Source organism: Polyangium sorediatum, from assembly GCF_029946465.1.
In the GTDB taxonomy this organism is placed as follows: Bacteria; Myxococcota_A; Polyangia; order Polyangiales; family Polyangiaceae; genus Polyangium; species Polyangium fumosum.
In genome coordinates this window covers 65,029-81,636 of record NZ_JARZHI010000021.1, presented here as the reverse complement: position 1 = coordinate 81,636, position 16,608 = coordinate 65,029, and the positions used below count along the sequence as shown (strand labels likewise).

General features: G+C 69.4%; 15 protein-coding genes. 6 read left to right on the top strand and 9 right to left on the bottom strand.

Annotated features, from left to right (window positions below):
- Positions 1–2: 2 nt before the first annotated feature.
- Positions 3–1,547 carry a hypothetical protein gene (locus tag QHF89_RS23570; RefSeq protein ID WP_136969772.1) on the bottom strand — a complete coding sequence of 515 codons (1,545 nt, stop codon included), beginning with the start codon at positions 1,545–1,547 and terminating at the stop codon, positions 3–5.
- A 210-nt stretch (positions 1,548–1,757) separates the two neighbouring features.
- On the opposite strand from QHF89_RS23570, the gene QHF89_RS23565 reads away from it, so the two are divergent.
- Both QHF89_RS23565 and QHF89_RS23560 read left to right on the top strand, forming a co-directional pair.
- On the top strand, positions 1,758–2,639 hold the full coding sequence (locus QHF89_RS23565) for a lysophospholipid acyltransferase family protein (RefSeq protein ID WP_136969771.1): 882 nt from the start codon (positions 1,758–1,760) through the stop codon (positions 2,637–2,639).
- Positions 2,636–3,562 (top strand): SDR family oxidoreductase, encoded by a 927-nt coding sequence (locus QHF89_RS23560; RefSeq protein WP_136931101.1) that lies wholly within the window; start codon positions 2,636–2,638, stop codon positions 3,560–3,562. The genes QHF89_RS23565 and QHF89_RS23560 overlap by 4 nt, the downstream gene beginning before the upstream one ends.
- A gap of 49 nt (positions 3,563–3,611) precedes the next feature.
- Here the strand turns inward: QHF89_RS23560 and QHF89_RS23555 are convergent, their stop codons facing one another.
- The 4 genes from QHF89_RS23555 to QHF89_RS23540 form a co-directional block, all read right to left on the bottom strand.
- Positions 3,612–4,265 (bottom strand): hypothetical protein, encoded by a 654-nt coding sequence (locus tag QHF89_RS23555; RefSeq protein WP_284720856.1) that lies wholly within the window; start codon positions 4,263–4,265, stop codon positions 3,612–3,614.
- A gap of 83 nt (positions 4,266–4,348) precedes the next feature.
- On the bottom strand, positions 4,349–4,852 hold the full coding sequence (locus QHF89_RS23550) for a hypothetical protein (RefSeq protein ID WP_136969770.1): 504 nt from the start codon (positions 4,850–4,852) through the stop codon (positions 4,349–4,351).
- A 130-nt stretch (positions 4,853–4,982) separates the two neighbouring features.
- A complete protein-coding gene (locus tag QHF89_RS23545; RefSeq protein WP_136969769.1) occupies positions 4,983–6,590 on the bottom strand; it encodes an FAD-binding oxidoreductase in 1,608 nt (535 codons plus the stop codon).
- Complete coding sequence (locus tag QHF89_RS23540; protein WP_136969768.1) at positions 6,577–7,692, bottom strand: AI-2E family transporter; 1,116 nt, start codon at positions 7,690–7,692, stop codon at positions 6,577–6,579. The genes QHF89_RS23545 and QHF89_RS23540 overlap by 14 nt, the downstream gene beginning before the upstream one ends.
- Positions 7,693–7,824: 132 nt before the next feature.
- On the opposite strand from QHF89_RS23540, the gene QHF89_RS23535 reads away from it, so the two are divergent.
- The gene (locus tag QHF89_RS23535; protein WP_136969767.1) at positions 7,825–8,499 is read left to right on the top strand and encodes a hypothetical protein; all 675 of its coding nucleotides are present in this window, start codon (positions 7,825–7,827) and stop codon (positions 8,497–8,499) included.
- Positions 8,500–8,527: 28 nt separating this feature from the next.
- Here the strand turns inward: QHF89_RS23535 and QHF89_RS23530 are convergent, their stop codons facing one another.
- Positions 8,528–9,301, bottom strand: a complete 774-nt coding sequence (locus tag QHF89_RS23530) for a MopE-related protein (protein ID WP_136969766.1) — start codon at positions 9,299–9,301, stop codon at positions 8,528–8,530.
- Between the two features lie 231 nt (positions 9,302–9,532).
- Here QHF89_RS23530 and QHF89_RS23525 point away from each other — a divergent pair, with 231 nt between their 5' ends.
- The gene (locus tag QHF89_RS23525; RefSeq protein WP_284720855.1) at positions 9,533–10,693 is read left to right on the top strand and encodes a hypothetical protein; all 1,161 of its coding nucleotides are present in this window, start codon (positions 9,533–9,535) and stop codon (positions 10,691–10,693) included.
- Positions 10,694–10,699: 6 nt separating this feature from the next.
- Here the strand turns inward: QHF89_RS23525 and QHF89_RS23520 are convergent, their stop codons facing one another.
- Entirely contained in the window at positions 10,700–11,821 is a 1,122-nt protein-coding gene (locus QHF89_RS23520; RefSeq protein WP_136969764.1) for a hypothetical protein, read from the bottom strand.
- A gap of 34 nt (positions 11,822–11,855) precedes the next feature.
- Positions 11,856–13,037 (bottom strand): saccharopine dehydrogenase family protein, encoded by a 1,182-nt coding sequence (locus QHF89_RS23515; protein WP_136969763.1) that lies wholly within the window; start codon positions 13,035–13,037, stop codon positions 11,856–11,858.
- A gap of 60 nt (positions 13,038–13,097) precedes the next feature.
- On the opposite strand from QHF89_RS23515, the gene QHF89_RS23510 reads away from it, so the two are divergent.
- Together QHF89_RS23510 and QHF89_RS23505 are read left to right on the top strand one after the other, a co-directional pair.
- Positions 13,098–13,856: an NAD-dependent deacylase gene (locus QHF89_RS23510; protein ID WP_136969762.1), complete on the top strand. Its 759-nt coding sequence runs from the start codon at positions 13,098–13,100 to the stop codon at positions 13,854–13,856.
- Between the two features lie 219 nt (positions 13,857–14,075).
- Positions 14,076–14,876 carry a membrane lipoprotein lipid attachment site-containing protein gene (locus QHF89_RS23505; protein ID WP_136969761.1) on the top strand — a complete coding sequence of 267 codons (801 nt, stop codon included), beginning with the start codon at positions 14,076–14,078 and terminating at the stop codon, positions 14,874–14,876.
- 10 nt (positions 14,877–14,886) lie between these two features.
- On the opposite strand, the gene QHF89_RS23500 is transcribed toward QHF89_RS23505, so the two are convergent.
- Positions 14,887–16,557, bottom strand: a complete 1,671-nt coding sequence (locus QHF89_RS23500) for a protein kinase domain-containing protein (RefSeq protein WP_136969760.1) — start codon at positions 16,555–16,557, stop codon at positions 14,887–14,889.
- Positions 16,558–16,608: the final 51 nt, after the last annotated feature.

Below are 16,608 nucleotides of genomic sequence, written 5' to 3'. Positions count from 1 at the left end.
CCTCAGGCCGCGCCGCGCTCGCTCGGAATGCCGAGCTTGTTCGAGCGCGCGGCGTCGAGCGAAATCGTGAGATGCTCCTCCAGCGCGTCGAAGATGGTATCGACCATGCCAATGGCCACGTCGCGCTCGGCCGTCGTGATGCGCTCGCTCGTGATGAACGCGCTTCGCGGCAGGCGCTCGCCGCGCGCGCCATGCGCCACGTCGTGCCGATCGCAGAGGTAATCGAGCCTGATCCCGTGCTCTTTCTCCACCACGTCCGCGAGCCGCTTCACGTTCTCGAAGAACGCGTGCCCGCTCGCCTCCAGGGCCGCGACGAACCAGAAGAGCATCGCCGGATCCCGGTGGCCCATCGCGAGCTTCGCGAACGTCGCGAGGTTTTTCCGGTGCGTCTCGACCTGCGGATCGAGGAACAGGAACTTCAACGTGTCCTTCGCCTTCCACCCGAGGACCTCGTCCATTCCGAGGGCCTGCCAGTCGTTCAGGAAGAGCGCGCTGTGCGTCTCCAGGTCGTCACACCATTCATTGATGCGCCGCTCCTTCGGCGTCCGGGGCTCGGGATAACGGACCGCGTATCGGTTGAGATCGCGGTAGCCCATGATGTCGGGCACCCATAGCGGGAGCAGCCGCATGAGCTTTTCCCGCGGGGAGACGCTCGTCTCCTCGCGCAGCCACGCATAAAAAGGATGCCGCGCCGCCTGCGCCTTTCGCTCCTCGATGACGCGAAGGACATCCTCGTGATACAGCGCCATGGGCTGCTCGAGCTCGACCTCGTACGAAGGCCGCTCCCTCGGCACGGCTTCCGCGCGGCGCGCGATCCCTTCGGCGGGGGGTCGTTTCGGGAGCACGCCCGGCTCCATGAACGAGCGCCCGTAGTTCAGGAAGCAATCGTGGACCTCCTCGAAGAGGTCGAACATGCGGTTCGACAGGCGCATCGCCAGCGGCCGTTGCTGCTCGTCGAGGACCTCGTCGTCGAAGACGCCTTTGGATCCCCAGACGAACCCCGGCTCCCGGTCGAGGTGGTGATTGCCGTAGTAGATGTACCGGAGCCCCGTCTTCGCCTCGATCTCGCTCGTGACCTTCGCCATGTGATGAAAAAACGCGTTCCCCGCGGCCTCGCCGGCCTCGGAGTGCGTGAAGCGGACGAGCGGATCCCCCGCGTCCTCGACGTCGAGCCGACCGAACTCCAGCACGAAATACCGAAATCGCTCGTTCTCCTTCGACAGGAAGAGCCACCAGAGCATGTCGCTCGCGCGAAAGCCGAGGCGCTCGTCGAGCTTCATCTTGCTCCAGTCCTCCAGGAAGAGCCGCGAGTGGGTCTCGTCCTCGCGCGTGCCGCCGTTCAGCGCCTCCTCGAAGCGGTTTCGCGGCTTCGGGAAGCGGATGAAATACCGGCTCGCGTCGCGGAAGTTCATCACGAACACGGTCATGATCGGCGCGATCAGGACCTTGTCCTCGAGCGGCACCGCGTCGGAATGCAGCCAATCGAAGAACGGGTGCGACAGGATGCGCTCCCACCGCGCCGCCTTGAGCTTCATGAACTCCTTCATTGTAGGCCTCCTTTGCCTTTGCCGTGGCTCCGATCGGGCGAGTCTATCACGAGCAGAAATCGAAGGAGGTCCCTCCCCGCGAAGCCGCCGTCGAAAGAGCCGGTCACAGGACGCATGTGCGCCGGCCCGCCTCGCGAAGCGTGATCTTCCCTTGCCTCGCGCCTCGCCTTCCGCCTATTCTCCCTCGCCCCCTCCGTCTGGAGAAACCCTGTGTCCTTGCTCATCGATCCGGAGATCGCCGCCCGCGTCGACCGCCTCGAGTTGCCCTTCAACACCTACGGTGTCGATCCCTACGGCGCCTCGAAGCAGCACCTCGCTCGGCTGTTCACGGCCTTCCGGTTCCTCTACCGCCATTACTTCACCGTCGGCGTCGAGGGCGTCGAGCACGTCCCCGCCCGCGGCCGCGCCATGCTCGTCGGCAACCACTCGGGCGGCATCGCGATCGACGGCGCCATGGTGATCACGTCCTGCTTCTTCGAGCTCGAGCCTCCCCGGCTCGCCCAGGGCATGGCCGAGAAGTTCATGGCCCAAACGCCGTTCATGGGGCTCCTCGCCACGCGCAGCGGGCAGCTCACCGGGCTCGTGGAGACGGCCGAGCACCTGCTGCACGACGATCGGCTGCTCATGATCTTCCCCGAAGGCGCCCGTGGCACCGCCAAGCTTTATCCCGAGCGCAACACGCTCGTCCATTTCGGATCGGGCTTCATGCGCCTCGCCATGAAGACGCGCACGCCCATCATTCCGTTCGGGTTCGTCGGCGGCGGCGAGGCCATTCCCACGATCGCGAATTCGTATGCCCTCGGAAAGCTCTTCGGCGCGCCCTACGTCCCGATCACGCCCTGGGGCGTCGCGCTCCCGGCGCCCGTGCGGCTCGAGCTCACGTATTCGGCGCCCATGACATTCGAAGGGTCGGGGACCGAGGAGGACGAGGTCATCGAGGGCTACGTCGAGCAGGTGAAGCAGCGGATCGCCGGCCTCATCGAGGTGGGCCGGGAGAGGCGGCGCAAGGCGCTCGCCTGGTCGCGCGGGGCAGAGGACGAGGCCCGGATCGAGGGTGAGCCGGGCAGCACGAAAAAAGAGGAGCAGCGATGAGGGTTCTCATTCCCGGCATCGGGGGCGTGCTCGGTCAGCGCGTCGCGCGCCGCCTGCTCGAGCAGGGGCACGAGGTCATCGGGATCGATCGCCGGCCGTGGCACGACGCGCCGCCCGGCATCGAGCTCCACAACGTGGATATCCGCAAGCGCGCGGCCGAGGACGTCTTCCGCAAGAGGCGGCCCCAGGCGGTCATTCACATGGCCACCGTCACGCACCTCGTGGAGAAGACCGCGGAGCGCTACAAGATCAACCTCGGCGGCACGCGCGCCGTCTTCGAGCATTGCCGCGATTGGGGCGTCGAGCACGCGATCTTCGTCGGGCGACACACCTATTACGGCGCGGCCGCCGATTCGCCGCTCTACCACAAGGAAGAGGACCCGCCGATGGCGGTGACCACCTTCCCGGAGCTGTCGGACCTCGTCGCGGCCGATCTGTATGCGTGCACGGCGCTCTGGCGGCTGCCCAATCTGTGCACGACGGTCCTGCGCATGGCGTACACGCTCGGGCCCACGGGGCACGGGACGCTCGCCACGTTCCTGCGCGGGCGGCACGTGCCCATGGTCCTCGGATTCGATCCGCTCTTTCATTTCATGCACGAGGAGGACGTGACGACGGCGATCTGCCTCGCGCTCGAGAAGCGGGTGCAGGGCGTCTACAACGTCGCCGGGCCGCAGCCGGTGCCGCTCTCCGTGGTCGTTCGCGGGACGGGGCGATCGCCCATTCCGCTCCCCGAAATCGCGTTCCGCGCGGCGCTCGGCCGCTTCGGCCTGCCGCGGCTGCCGCCGGGCGCGCTCGCGCACATCAAATACCCGGTCGTGGTCGACAGCGAGGCATTTCGCGCGGCCACGGGCTTCGTCCACCAGGTGGACGAGGTCCGGGCGATGCAAGAATTTCGGGACGCGTTCCCCGTGCGGGGATAACCGCGAGGGCGCGCCCCTTCCTCGGGAGCGCGCCCTGCCCAAAGACGTTCTACTGGCAAGCGCCGCGGAGGCACTTGCCGCTCAGGCATTCGATGCCCTTCGTGCACGTCTGGCTGGCGACGCTCTTGCACGCGCCCTTGCCGTCGCAGACGGAGGTGCCGCCGCCACACGCCTGGGCCTCGTGGGTCTCGTTCTCCGGGACGTAGGCGCAGATGCCCACGGCGCCTTCGAGGTCGCACCGGACGCACGCGGCGCCACACGCCTCGTTGCAGCATACGCCGCCCGTGCAGTAGCCGGTCGCGCAATCGCCGGCCGCCCCGCAGGCGAGGCCCTGGGTGCACGGGCCGCAGGAGCCGCCACAATCGACGTCGGTCTCGAGGCCGTTGCGGAGGCCGTCGCTGCAGCTCACGCACGCGCCCATGACGCAGGATTGCCCGACGGCCGCGTCGCATTGCGGGCCGCACGTGCTGCGCGCGCCCGGGAGCGGCTCCTGGCATACCCAGCAGGGCTCGACCGCGCACGCCGCGTCGCAGCCGTCGCCCGGCGCGGTGTTGCCGTCGTCGCACGCCTCCTTGTCGTGGCGAACGCCGTCCCCGCAGCGCGACGCGAGCGCGCTGGCGCCCAGGTCGGGCCCGGACGGCACGAGATCCTCGAGGTATTCGCCCTCGACCACGCAGCCGTAGCCGAGAAGTGCGCAAGCCACGATCCACAAGCAATCCCGTCCAACGTGTTTACGCGCCATGACGACCGTACCCCCCAAAAGTCAGAACCGGATGTACGCCTCGGTCAGAACAGGAGCTGGACGCCGAGGAGCCCGCCTTGGAAGCGCACGACCGCCTGCGGGACGATTTCTTTTTTCTTCGCGGTCCTCGCGTCGTCCTCGATTTGAATGGCATACAGGGCCGTCCCAAGGCCGGCGACGCCGGCGCCGACGAACGACAGGATCGAGGCGTTCGCGAGGAACGCCATGTCGCGCTGCATGTCATTGAAACCGCCGGGACAGCTCCGGCAGGGATCGGCCCGCAGCCGCTCGCTCTCGGCGTCGAGCGTCGCCGCCGCGGCGCCGAGGCCAATGCCGATCGAGGCGAAGAGCACGGTCGCCGCCACGCCGCCTTCGACCACCTCCTCCGCGCCCCGATCGGGCGTGATGGGCGGCGGGACCGTGACCTCCCAGGGCTCGCGGCAGAGGCCGTTTGCCGATTGGAAGAGCCCGCCCGAGAGGACCAGGAGCGATAGAATGCCCCGCACGACCACGCGCGAAGAACCCCTCGCGTTCTCACGAGAATGCATCGTTCCCCCCATATCAATGCAATCTCTAGCACCCGCGTGGGGGTCGTACGAGCAAATGCTCGCGGCGCGGCGCGCTCGCGCGGCCTACGTCCGCGCGCTCACCGATTCCAATGCCGAGAACAATGAAAAGTCAGCGTTCGTCGGGCTCGAAGAGCGCGCCGGGGTTCATGATGCCGGCAGGATCGACGGCGCGCTTCGCGGCGCGGAGCGCGAGTTCGAATGGCTCGGGCCGCTCGGCGCGAAAGTAGGGGCGGTGCACGCGGCCGACGGCGTGATGGTGCGTGATGGTGCCGCCCGAGGCGAGAATCGCGTGGCTCGCGGCGTCCTTGATGGCCGCCCACGTCTCCAGCTCGTGGCCTTCCCGCGCGGGGCCGAGGAACGTGTAATACGGCGCGGGGCCGTCCGGATACACGTGGGTGAAACGTCGCGCGAGGATGCCGCCGCCCAGAGTACGCTGCAATGCCGGGAGCACGGCCTCATGCACGGCGACGTCGAGCGCCTCGAACCTGTCCCACGTGCACGCCGTCTCGAACGTGTCCGCGAGGACGCCGAGGGAGACGAGCGCGCTCTGCAGATACGGCGCGCGGAAAAACGATTGCTTGTACGTCGCCTGCGCCCGCGCCCCTTCGCCGCGCTCCTCGCGAAACACCGGTCCCTCGGGGCACACGCCGCCTGCCTCGGCCGTGATCTCGAGGGCCCGGTTCATCGAGGGCCCGAGCGGGTGATCCGCTGATTCGAAGGCGAGGAGCAGCACGGCCCCGCCGTCGACGAACACGCCGCCGAGCAGGGCGTCCGTGCGATCGAGCAAGCGACAATTCGAGGGATACAGGCCCGATTGCGCGAGCATGCGGCACGCGCGGGCGCCGTCCGCGAAGTGCGGGAACGTCACGCTCGCCGAGGCCCGGTACCGGGGCCGCGCCTGCAGGCGCACCCACGCCTCCGTGATGACGCCGAGGATCCCCTCGGAGCCGAGCGCGAGCCGGTCCGGATTCGGCCCCGCGCCCGAGGCGGGCAGCCTGCGGCTCGCCCAGGTGCCGGCGGGCGTGATCATCCGGACGGAGGAGACGAGATCGTCGATATGGGTGTACAGCGTCGCGAAATGGCCGCCCGCGCGCGTCGCGATCCAGCCGCCGAGGGTCGAGAATTCGAAGCTCTGCGGGAAATGGCGGAGCGTGAGCCCGTGCGGGGCGAGCTGCTCTTCGAGGACGGGGCCCGTCGCGCCGGCCTGAATGCGCGCCGATCGGGAGACAGGCTCGATTTCGAGCACCCGATCGAGCCGCCGCAGGTCGAGCGAGACCACGCCGCGCGGGCGATCCCCCACGCTCGCCTCGACGCCCCCGACGACGCTCGTGCCGCCGCCGTACGGGATCACGGCGATGCCCTCGGCCGCGCAATGGGCGAGCAACCGCTCGATGTCCTCCTCGGACTGGGGAAAGCTCACCCAGTCGGGGGCGACCGAAAAATCACCGTGGTAGGCCCGGACGAGGTCACGATACCCCTTGCCGTACGTGTGGAGGATCCGTTCCTTCGGCGCGGCCGAGGAGATCGGCGCGAGGGACGTCGGCGGCAGGACGCGGGGCTCCGGGAGGCGCGCGGCTTCGAGGGTCGGCAAGGGCCGCAGGGAAAACTCGCGTCCCAGGAGGGCGCTGACCTGCGCGGCGAGGGCCTGCCGCCCAGGTTCGTCCGGAAAAGCGTCCGTGTACCCCCACGCCCAATGGCTCCGCTCACGCTCGCTCATCGTCCTTTGGCTCCTCCGCGACAGGCGCGGCCTTGGCGCTCACCGGTGCGCTCGGCGGACCGGCCGGCGGATCGGCGGGCGCGTTCGAATCGAGTAGCATGGCCATCCAGCGCGTCTTGTCGCTCCCTTCGAGGAGGATGCGCGCCACCATCGTGAGGGGCACCGAGAGAAACATGCCGGCCGGCCCCCATAACCACCCCCAGAACAGGAGGGAGAGAAAGACCACGGTCGCCGAGAGCCCGAGCCTGCGCCCCATCCACGCAGGTTCGAGGATGTTGCCGAGCACCGTGTGCACCACGAGAAACCCGGCCGAGACAGCCAGCGCCCGCCCCGGGCCGTGCGAGAGGAGCGCGAAAAAGACCGGCGGCGCCCCGGCGATGAGCGCGCCCACGTTCGGGATGTAGTTCAGGAGAAACGCGACGAGGCCCCAGAGCAGCGCGAAATCCACGCCGAGGACGTAAACGATGAGGCCCGCGAGGAGGCCGACCGCGATGCTGACGACGGTCTTGATGAACAGGTAGTTCTGCACGTCGCCCACGATCCCGGGGAAGAGCCCCACGTAGCCGCCGCGCGCGCCCGCGAGGACGCGGAGCTTGCGCGAGAACGTGCGCGACTCGAAGAGCATGAAGCCGAGGATCAAGAGGACGATGAAGATGTTCGAGACGAGCCCCGCGAGATCCCGGATCATCCCGGCGCCGAACGAGAGCACCGTGCCCGGCGAGACCATCTGCGTGATGGCGCCCTTGGGGACGTGGACGTTGTGCGCGCGCAGCCAGGTCGTGAGCTCCGCGGCGACGATGTCGAGGCGGGTCTGGTACCGGGGCACGGCCTCGCCGAACTCGGTCGCCGAGCTCGCGACGACGGACGCGCCGGCGCTGAGGACCGCGATGTTCGCGAGCAGGACGAGGGTGGCGGCGACGGGCTCGGGGACGCGCCGCTTCTCGAGCCACGCGAGCGGCGGGGCGCTGACGACGGCGAGCAGGAGCGCCATCATGATCGGCACGAGCACGCTCGTGGCCGCGTGGAGGGCCGCGACGACGACCACGAAGGCGGCGAGCTGCAAGAGGGCGTCGGAGCGGCGAGACGGGACGCGGGTGTCCAAGGCGGCGCCATCCTAGCCGGACGGGACGCATCGCGCACCCTGGATGCTCGTCCCTTCCCCACGGCACGGCCCGTGCGATGGGCTGCGCCCCGGATGCGGGCCCAAACCCAATCGAAAGGCGGAGGAGACACGATGGGACGAACGATGACCCTGGCCATGTTCATGCTCGCCGCGGTCGTGGCGAACGCGTGTGACGGGAGCGGTGGCGGCGGAGACGGCGGCGCAGGCGGCAGCGGCGGCGCAGGCGGCAGCGGCGGTGCAGGCGGCACGGGTGGCAGCGGCGGCATGATTGGCACAGGCGGGAGCGGTGGCACAAGCGGCGCGGGCGGCAGCGGCGGCAGCGGCGGCAGCGGCGGCGCGGGCGGTGGGAACGTGCTCGGGCCTGGGGAATGCCGCACGAGCGCCGATTGCAACCAGGGAGGCGAGTTCTGCTTGTCGCCGGGCGAGCAGCTCCCGTGCGGGATCTGTTACGACCCGCCGAACCCCTGCACGACGGACGCGGCGTGCGCCGCGCAGGATCCCATGACGATCTGCGCGAAGGCGCCGTGTAGCTGCGGTGAACCCGAGTGTTTGCCCGGCTGCACCTCGGACGCGGCGTGCCTGCCCGCGGAGCACTGCTCGCCGGGGCACCGGTGCGAGCCGGATCCGTGCGCCATGGACGGCGATTGTCCGGCGAATTTCGCGTGTGCCCCGCAGGTGCTGACGTGCGCGCGAAAGGCTTGCAGCGCGGACGCGGAGTGCAGCGGCTTTTGCGTCAATGGCCTCTGCCACGCCGAGGCCGGCGCCTGCGCCCTGCCGCCGCCCTGACGGCCGACGTCCGCGAATCGAACACGCCTCAGGGGCAACTGCAATGCACCTGGGCCGTGCCCACGCAGAAGACGTCCCACGACAACTTGCAGCACGTCTTGTCGATCAGGCAAACGGCGTTCACGCAGGGGTCGCAGAGCGGATCGAGCTCGCCGCCGGGCGTACACGGGTCGTGCGCGCAAGCCGGCGGGCCCACGCTGCACCCCTCGTCCACCACGCCGTCGCAGTTGTCGTCGACGAGGTTGCCGCACATCTCGTCCTGCGGAGAGGCCAGGGGCGCACACGAGAGCGCGCCCGCGGCGCACGTGCGGATGCCCTCCGCGCACGCGCCGGGTTCGCCCGTATCGCACGTCTCGCCGCCGCCGGGGTTGTCCTCGTCGATCACGCCGTTGCAGTCGTTGTCGAGGCCGTCGCAGATCTCGACGGAAGGCGAGGCCGTCTGGACACAAACGAGCCCCGTTTTGCCATGGCAAACGAGCGCGCCCGCGCTGCACACACCCGGCGCGCTCGTGTTGCATTCGTCGCCGACGCCCGGGCTCTCCTCGTCGACCACGCCGTCGCAATCGTCGTCGACGCCGTTGCAAACCTCGGGGATGCACGCGCTGCCGCCGCTGCCGCCTGCGCCACCGCTGCCGCCGCTGCCCACGCTCCCGCCTCCACCGCCGCCTCCGCCTCCGCCTCCACTGCCGGTGACGTTTTCCTCCACGACGGGACGTGTCGTCCCCCGCGCGCAACCGGCGGCCCCCACGAGGAGCCCCGCCGAAACCATCACCGCCCATCCCACGAGATACCGCTCGCCCATCACGCACCCTCCCCCACGTCGACGCGGGCGAACCACCTCATCGGCCGCCCGCGCCAAGCCATCCGGCCCCCTACGATGATCCAAAGCACGTAGTGGGGGTCACCAAATGGAATGCGTGAAGAGACGTTCGCGAGACGAGGACGGAATTCGCCCACGGACAGGCGCCTCGAATACGTGCGCCGCGACCCTCATGGTTCTTCCCGCGCCTTCGTCCCGCGTGTACAAGGAGACATGCTTCGAAACGAATTTGGCTCGGTGGGGCGATGGGGGCGTGTCCTGGGCGTGATGGGCGCCCTTTCTTTGCTTGCGGCTTGCGGGTCGGGCAATGGCACGACCGGGAGCGGCGGCAACGGCGCAGGCGGGAGTGGGGCCGCCGGCGGCAACGGCGGCAGCGGCGGCAACGGCGGCGGCAACGGCGGGGGCGGCAACGGCGGCAGCGGCGGAATCGGCGGGGGCGGCGGCGCGGGCGGGTCGGGCACACCGGCGGGGCTCTTCGAGGCGCCGAACCCCTGGAACAAGGACGTCTCGGCCTTGCCGAAAAACGCGGAGTCGGACGCGATCACGGGCTGGCTCGAGGACAATGGCGGCTGGGGCGCGGGCTCGTTCCGGATCGATTTCAGCATCGAGCTGCTCCACGCCGACGCGAACACCGAGATGCGCACGTTCGAGACCACGGACGAGTTCTACTCGCCCGATTGCGAGCACGTCCCCTACCCCGTCCCGGCCGGCGGCGCGCTCGAAGGCGAGCAGGGGTATGCGTGCACGAACGACGGCGATTGCCACCTGCTCGTCGTGCACGAGCCGACGAAGACGCTCTACGAGATGTGGCGGGCGAACATCGTGGGCAACACGTTCTACGGCGGCTGCGCGGTGACGTGGGACCTGACGAAGTCGTACCCGCCGAACCTGCGCGGCGAGGGCTGCACCTCCGCGGACGCGGGCGGCTTCCCCATCTCGGCGATGCTCTTCTCGGCCGACGAGGTGGCGGCCGGATCGATCGATCACGCGATCCGGTTCATCCTGCCGAACGCGCGCATTCGCGACAACGTGTACGTGCATCCGGGCACGCACAGCACGGGCCCGACGTCCGGCGGCCCGAACGCGCCGCCCTACGGCGTGCGCTTCCGCCTGCGCGCAGATTACCCGCTCGAGACGTTGCCGACCGAGGGCGCTCGCGTGGTCGCGCGAGGCCTCCAGAAATACGGCATGTTCCTGGCCGACGCCGGCAACATCGCGCTCACGGCGCAGAGCGACAGGTTCACGACGCACAAATGGGACGAGGTCGGCGTGGACTCGTTCTCGCTCACGGACATCCAGCCCGGGGACTTCGAGGTCGTCGACATGGGCGACCCGATTCAATGGAGCGGGGACTGCGTGCTGAACCCGCCGTGATCGGCGTCAAAGCATCTCGGGGAAGCGGCTGAAACGCTCCCCGAAATGCAAGACGAACGGGTTCGTCATGAGCTCGTAACGAAAGCCCTGGATGGGCGCGATCGGCACGTCCATCGGCAGATCCTCCACGCAGCCATACGAAAAGATCCAGGTCTCGATGACCTGCCCCGTCGGGGCGTCCCGCCGCGCGACGCGCTCGATCCTCGATCCGGACCAGGCGACGTCGGTGATGAACTTCTGCGTGCCCTGATCAAAGACGTCCCACGTGCGCCGGACGAGCCGCCCCGCGTCGTACTCGAAATCGATCGATTGATCGAGCACGCCGTCCCCCTTCGTGTCGTACTCGACGCGCGTGATGCCCCCGCTCTCGTTCCAGAAGAAGCGGTCGACGTAGTCGGGCTGTCCGTCGCCGTCGGCGTCGAAGTCCCGCCGCGAGAGCCGCTCCGCCGCGAGGTCTTCATACCAAAAATCCTCGGTGACGACCTGCTCGCCGTTCATGTACACATGTTCGGCCTTCACGAGCCACTGTCCCGCCGCATAGAACTGGCGTAAGACGTTCTCCTCCGTGCCGTCGCCGTCGTCGTCCCACCCCGTTTCGAGGACGAACGGCTCGCCTCCGAGATACCGGTACCGCATCACGCGGGAGAGGACCCCTTCCTCAAAATTCTCGTCCCGCTCGTGGTTGCCCGCAGCGTCGAAGAAGAAGCGCGATTCGCTCGACGAGTCGCCCTCGGGCTTCGAGGAGACGTACGTCGTACGCACCACGCGATCCTGGTCGTCCCATTCCCAGGTCATCTCGCGGTGCGGCGTGCTGAAGCGGCTATCCTCGACCGTCTGTGTGATCCGTCGGCCAAGCGCGTCGTAGCCGCGTTTCACGAGGAAGACCCGCTTGCCCTCCGCCGTCCGCTCGGCATACTGGATGACGCGGCCGCCCTCGTCGTAATGGTAAACGGCCGTCAAACGAAGCGCTTCGTCGAGCTGATACTCGATCCGGTTCGTGCAGACCGCCCCGGGGACCACGTCCTCGTCCTCGTCCACCACAGGCACGGAATCGGCTGCGGCGGGCCCCCCGCAGCCCAAGGCGCCAAAGGCCAGCGGGAGGAGGACGAGCCTGCGGAGGCAGCGCATCCCCCGAGGGTACACGCAAAAAGCGCCGGAGGGTTCAGCCTTCCAGCACCTCGAACCGGATCCCCGCTGCCTGGAGCCGCTCGATCAGCACCTCGCCCATGCCCGCGGCCGGCGTCACGACGCCGACGTGCGGCGCGAGCCGGTCCCGATCAAACGCCAGGCACAACGCGCTCTCCGCGATCATCTTCGAGGTCTCGCCATACCCGGGATCTCCGCCGCTCACCCGCGTGAGCACGCGGCGGCTCGAGCTCCGCCCGCGGAACGTGACCTCGAACCAGCTCCGCGCGCGCTTTTCCGCGCTCGGGCCCTCCCCCGAAGGGCGGAGCCGCGAGAGCAGCTTGCGCGCCGGCCCGATCTGCGAGAGCCCCACGATCGTGCCCATCCCGAGCGTGACGCCCGCGAGCACCAGGGGCGACGAAAAGACGAGGTTGTGGCCATACCGGAAATCGGGGCCGTACACGTCGAGCGCGCGGGCGCTGCGCAGGACGATCTGCGGATCGATCGACGGCATCGGGCAAGCCCAGCCGCCGAGCTCCGGCTCCTTGCGCACGCGCGGGCGCAGCTCCTCGACGATACGGCCGTCGGGCAACGGATCCTTGGCCCAGGGGCGCGCGTTCCCGGCAGCGAAGCCCACGCCGCCCATTTCGTTGAGCAGCGATTGCCACGTGCCGCCCGAGAACGACCCGGTCGTGCGGACGAACCCTTCGAGCGTGATGGGCTCGCCCTTGGGGAGCTTCTGCACCGTATAAAGCGCGCCGAGGTCGTGCGGGATGCTGTCGAACCCGCAGCAATTCACGATACGAACGCCCGCCTTGCGCGCGTCCTCGTGGTGCCGCTCGATCAGGCGATTCACGAAGCTCGGCTCGCCCGTCAGGTCGACGTAATCGGCGCCCTCGCGGATGCAGGCCTCGACGAGCGGCTCGCCATGGACGGCATAAGGCCCGACGGTGGTGAGCACGACCCGGGCGGATCGGGCCAACCGCGCGAGCGAGGCGGCGTCGTCGGAGCTCGCTTCGAGGAGCGGGAGGGAGGAACCCGGGGGCAGGACGGACGCGACCTCGCGCTGGACGCCTTCGAGTTTTCCCTTGCTGCGGCCGGCGAGGGCCCAGCGGAGGGGCGTCTTCCTCGACGTCTCGGCGAGGTAATGGGCGACGAGGCGGCCGGTGAAGCCGGTCGCGCCGAAGAGGACCACGTCGTATTCGCGCTCGGTCGTCATGAGAGGCTCGATACCACGGCGGGCCCTCGGGCAGGAAGGGCCGTGCTACCCTGGCCCGCCATGAGCATCGAGCAGGCCGGAAAGCTCATCGCCGGAGCGCAGTCGGCCCTGTTCATCACGGGCGCGGGCATCTCGGCCGCGTCGGGAATCCCGACGTACCGCGGCGTGGGCGGGCTCTACGGAGATCGGGTGACCGACGAAGGGATGCCCATCGAAAAGGCCCTCTCCGGCCCGATGTTCCGGCGCTCCCCCGAGCTCACGTGGAAGTACATCCACCAGATCGAGCAAGCCTGCCGCGGCGCCGCGCCGAACGCCGCGCACGTCGCGCTCTCGCGCCTCGAAGCGCGCCTGCCCCGGAGCTGGGTGCTCACGCAAAACGTCGACGGCTTCCACCGCGCCGCCGGCTCGCGCAACGTGATCGACATCCACGGCGACATCCACCGGCTCCACTGCACCGGCTGCACGTTCACCGAGGTCGTCCAAGACTACGCCCACCTCGCCCCCTGCCCCCGCTGCACCTCCTGCGAAAAGGTGCTCCGGCCCGACGTCGTGCTCTTCGGCGAGATGCTGCCGATGACCAAGCTCGAAGTGCTGCAACGTGAGCTCGATCGAGGCTTCGATGTCGTCGTCTCGGTCGGCACGTCGAGCCTCTTCCCGTACATCGCCGAGCCCGTCCTCGACGCCGCGAGGCACGGCATCCCCACGATCGAGGTCAACCCCGAGCCGACGGTCATCTCGCACGCCGTCGCGCTCCGCCTGCCGATGGGCGCCGTCGAGGCGCTCGAAGGGATCTGGCGGATCGTGGAGCACACGTCGTAGGTAGCGCCCTCCGAGGCTCGTCCGCATCGGCCTCCTGTCCTCGATCGAGGCCCCGAGCCCTCAGCCTTCCCACCCAGATACGGTGTCGAAAACCTGGCATGCGGTTGCCGAAAACCTGGCATGTCGGTTGCCTAGCGCGCCGCGCTCGCGGAGAATCCCGCGCGTCCTTTGGCACCACATTCCGGTGCAGCGCTTGTTTGAGGAGAAGACATGAGGAACATGAAGCAAATCCTGGTCGCTTTGGGGCTCGTGGCGTTCTTGGCCGGCTGCAGCGACGGCGGCAACGAGAACACGGGCGGCGCAGGCGGCGACGGCGGCAGCGGCGCCGCGGGCGGCCAAGGCGGCGCAGGCGGCGAAGGGGGCCAAGGCGGCGCGGGTGGCGCGGGCGGCGACGATCTGCAGGCCCTTTACGAGGCCGCCGTCACCGACGCCTCGACCCCGGAGGCGGACGAGATCTCCGACAAGCTGACGGAGATCCGCCCGGACAACGCCGAGCTCGTCCTCGACGCGAATGGCCGGGTGAAGATGGTCACCTGGACCTCGTACGCGGGCTACGACGCGCTCGTCGGCATGGAGACGACCGTGCCCGTGGAGGTCTGGGTCACGGCGGCGCCGAAGCTCGCGGAGTTCTGCAAGGCGACGGGCCTCAAGGGCGCCGCGCTCGACCTCCGGCTGGAGCAGCTCCTCGGCCTGCCGCCCGGAAACGGCAAGACCCGCGTCGTCGAGCTCTGGGTCCCGATGAACAGCATGTTCCGGCCCTCGCCCGACATGGAGATCGACGACAACGTTGCCCAGCTCGACTTCCCCGCCGGCACGCCGCAGACGCACATCGACTGGATCACCAACCTGCGCATGACCTCGTACGGGGACCCCGGGTACCCCTGGACCCAGCTCGGCTACACGTACGACTGGCTCCCGGGCGGCGCGTCCGAGGTCGGCCTGAGCGAGTTCGTCATCAGCAAGGGGACGATGCTCGCCGTGGCGGACGTGAAGAGCCAGGAAGAGTACTGCACGCCGTGATCCCGCGGCGTTAGCCCCACGCCCGCAAGAAAAACAGCCCCACCACGATCACGACGAGCGCCGCCACGATCCCCCAGACGAGCAGCGCTCGGCTCTCCCCGCGCGGCTTCGCCTTGGGCGACGTTGCCCGGCCCTCGCGCGGGGCGAGCACCTCGATCTCCCGCCGCCCCGGTTTGTCCCCCGCCCCCGGCGGCACGTCCTTTTTCTCCCCGAGCACCCGCAGCCACTCGGCGAGCGCGCCGATCTCCCGCGTGATCTGCGCGAGCTGCGTCTCCGTGTTGTCCGCGATCGTGCGCAGCACGGCCGGCTCGGCCTCGCCCCGCTGCTCCTGCGCCTCGCGCAGGATCGCGCCCAGCAGCGAGAGCCGCTCCAGCACCTCGCGCATCGGCGTCATCTTGTCGCGCAAGCTCGTCACCTTGCGGGCGAGGCCGTCGATCCGGCCGAGCGCGTCCTCCAGATCGCGCAGCCGCTCCTGCTGGTAGGACGCGACGAACGCCTCCAGCGCCTTGCGCATGTCGTTCGCCGCCGAGAACCGCGCCTCGGCCTCGAACGCGAGCGCCTTGACGAGCACGTGGTAGAGCCCCTCCGGCATGAACGCCGGCCGCGCGGGCGGGTCGTACAACGTCTTGGCGCGCCGCTCGATGATCTCGTGCACGCGCCCGTCGGTCGTCGCGGGGTACGGCACCGAGCCCGTCGCGAGCTCCCACAAAACCGAGCCGATCGCGTGCAGATCCGACGCGGCGCCCACCTTCTCGCCCGTCGACTGCTCCGGGCTCATGTACGCGGCCGTGCCCGCCGTGCCGGGCATGCCCACGAGCGAGAGCGAGTCGCTCTCGCCTTGCACCTGATCAAAGGCCCACAGGCCGAGATCGGTGATCTTGACGTCGTAGCCCTCGCGATCGGGCACGTGCCGGACGAAGATGTTCGCAGGCGTGAGATCGCGGTGGACGATGCGGTGGAAGTGCATCTTCGCCGCGCCGCGCAGGATGGCGATGCCGATGCGGGCCACCTGCGCCGGTGGCAACCGGCGCTCGATCGCGGGCAGCGAGGCCACGACCTCCGCGAGCGTCTGCCAGGGGACGTGCTCCAGCGCGAGGTAGGCCGGCGCGACGTCGTCGAAGCCGAGGACGTCCACGAAAAACTGCTTGTGCTGCGCGAGCATCTGCGCCGCGGCCACCTCGCGGCGGAACATCTCCTTGAGCGACGCCTCGAGCTCCGGCAGGCCCTTCTGGATGACCTTCACCGCGACCCAGGGCCGATCCTTCGAGGCCTGATCGTAGGCCCGGAACACGGCGCCCATGCCCCCGCGGCCGAGCAGCTCGACGAAGAGGAAGCGCCCGCGCAGGACGTAGGGCATCGCGGCCCAGCCCTCGACGGGGCGCGGACGCTCGCAGGCGCAGGAGAGCTGCGAGCCGTCGGTGAAGGTCCGCCAGCACTCGTCGCAGACAAAAAGCAGCGGCGCGGCGGCGGCCGGGGTCGCGGTCACGGAGGGCGGCGGACCGTCGTAGAGGTGGCCGACGCCGGGGAGCGCCTCGTTGCGGAAAAAAGGCGACGACGGGGCGCGGGGCGAGAGCGACCGGGCGCGCACCGTGGGCGTGGGGAGGCTCGGCGAAGGGCTCACCACCGCGCCGCTGTCGCTGTCCGCCGGCTTTCGATCGTCCTCGCCCTTGTCCGTCGTCACGCTCGGAGCGCCTCGGAGGCGAGTATCTCTTGCCCTTCGGCAGAAATCACG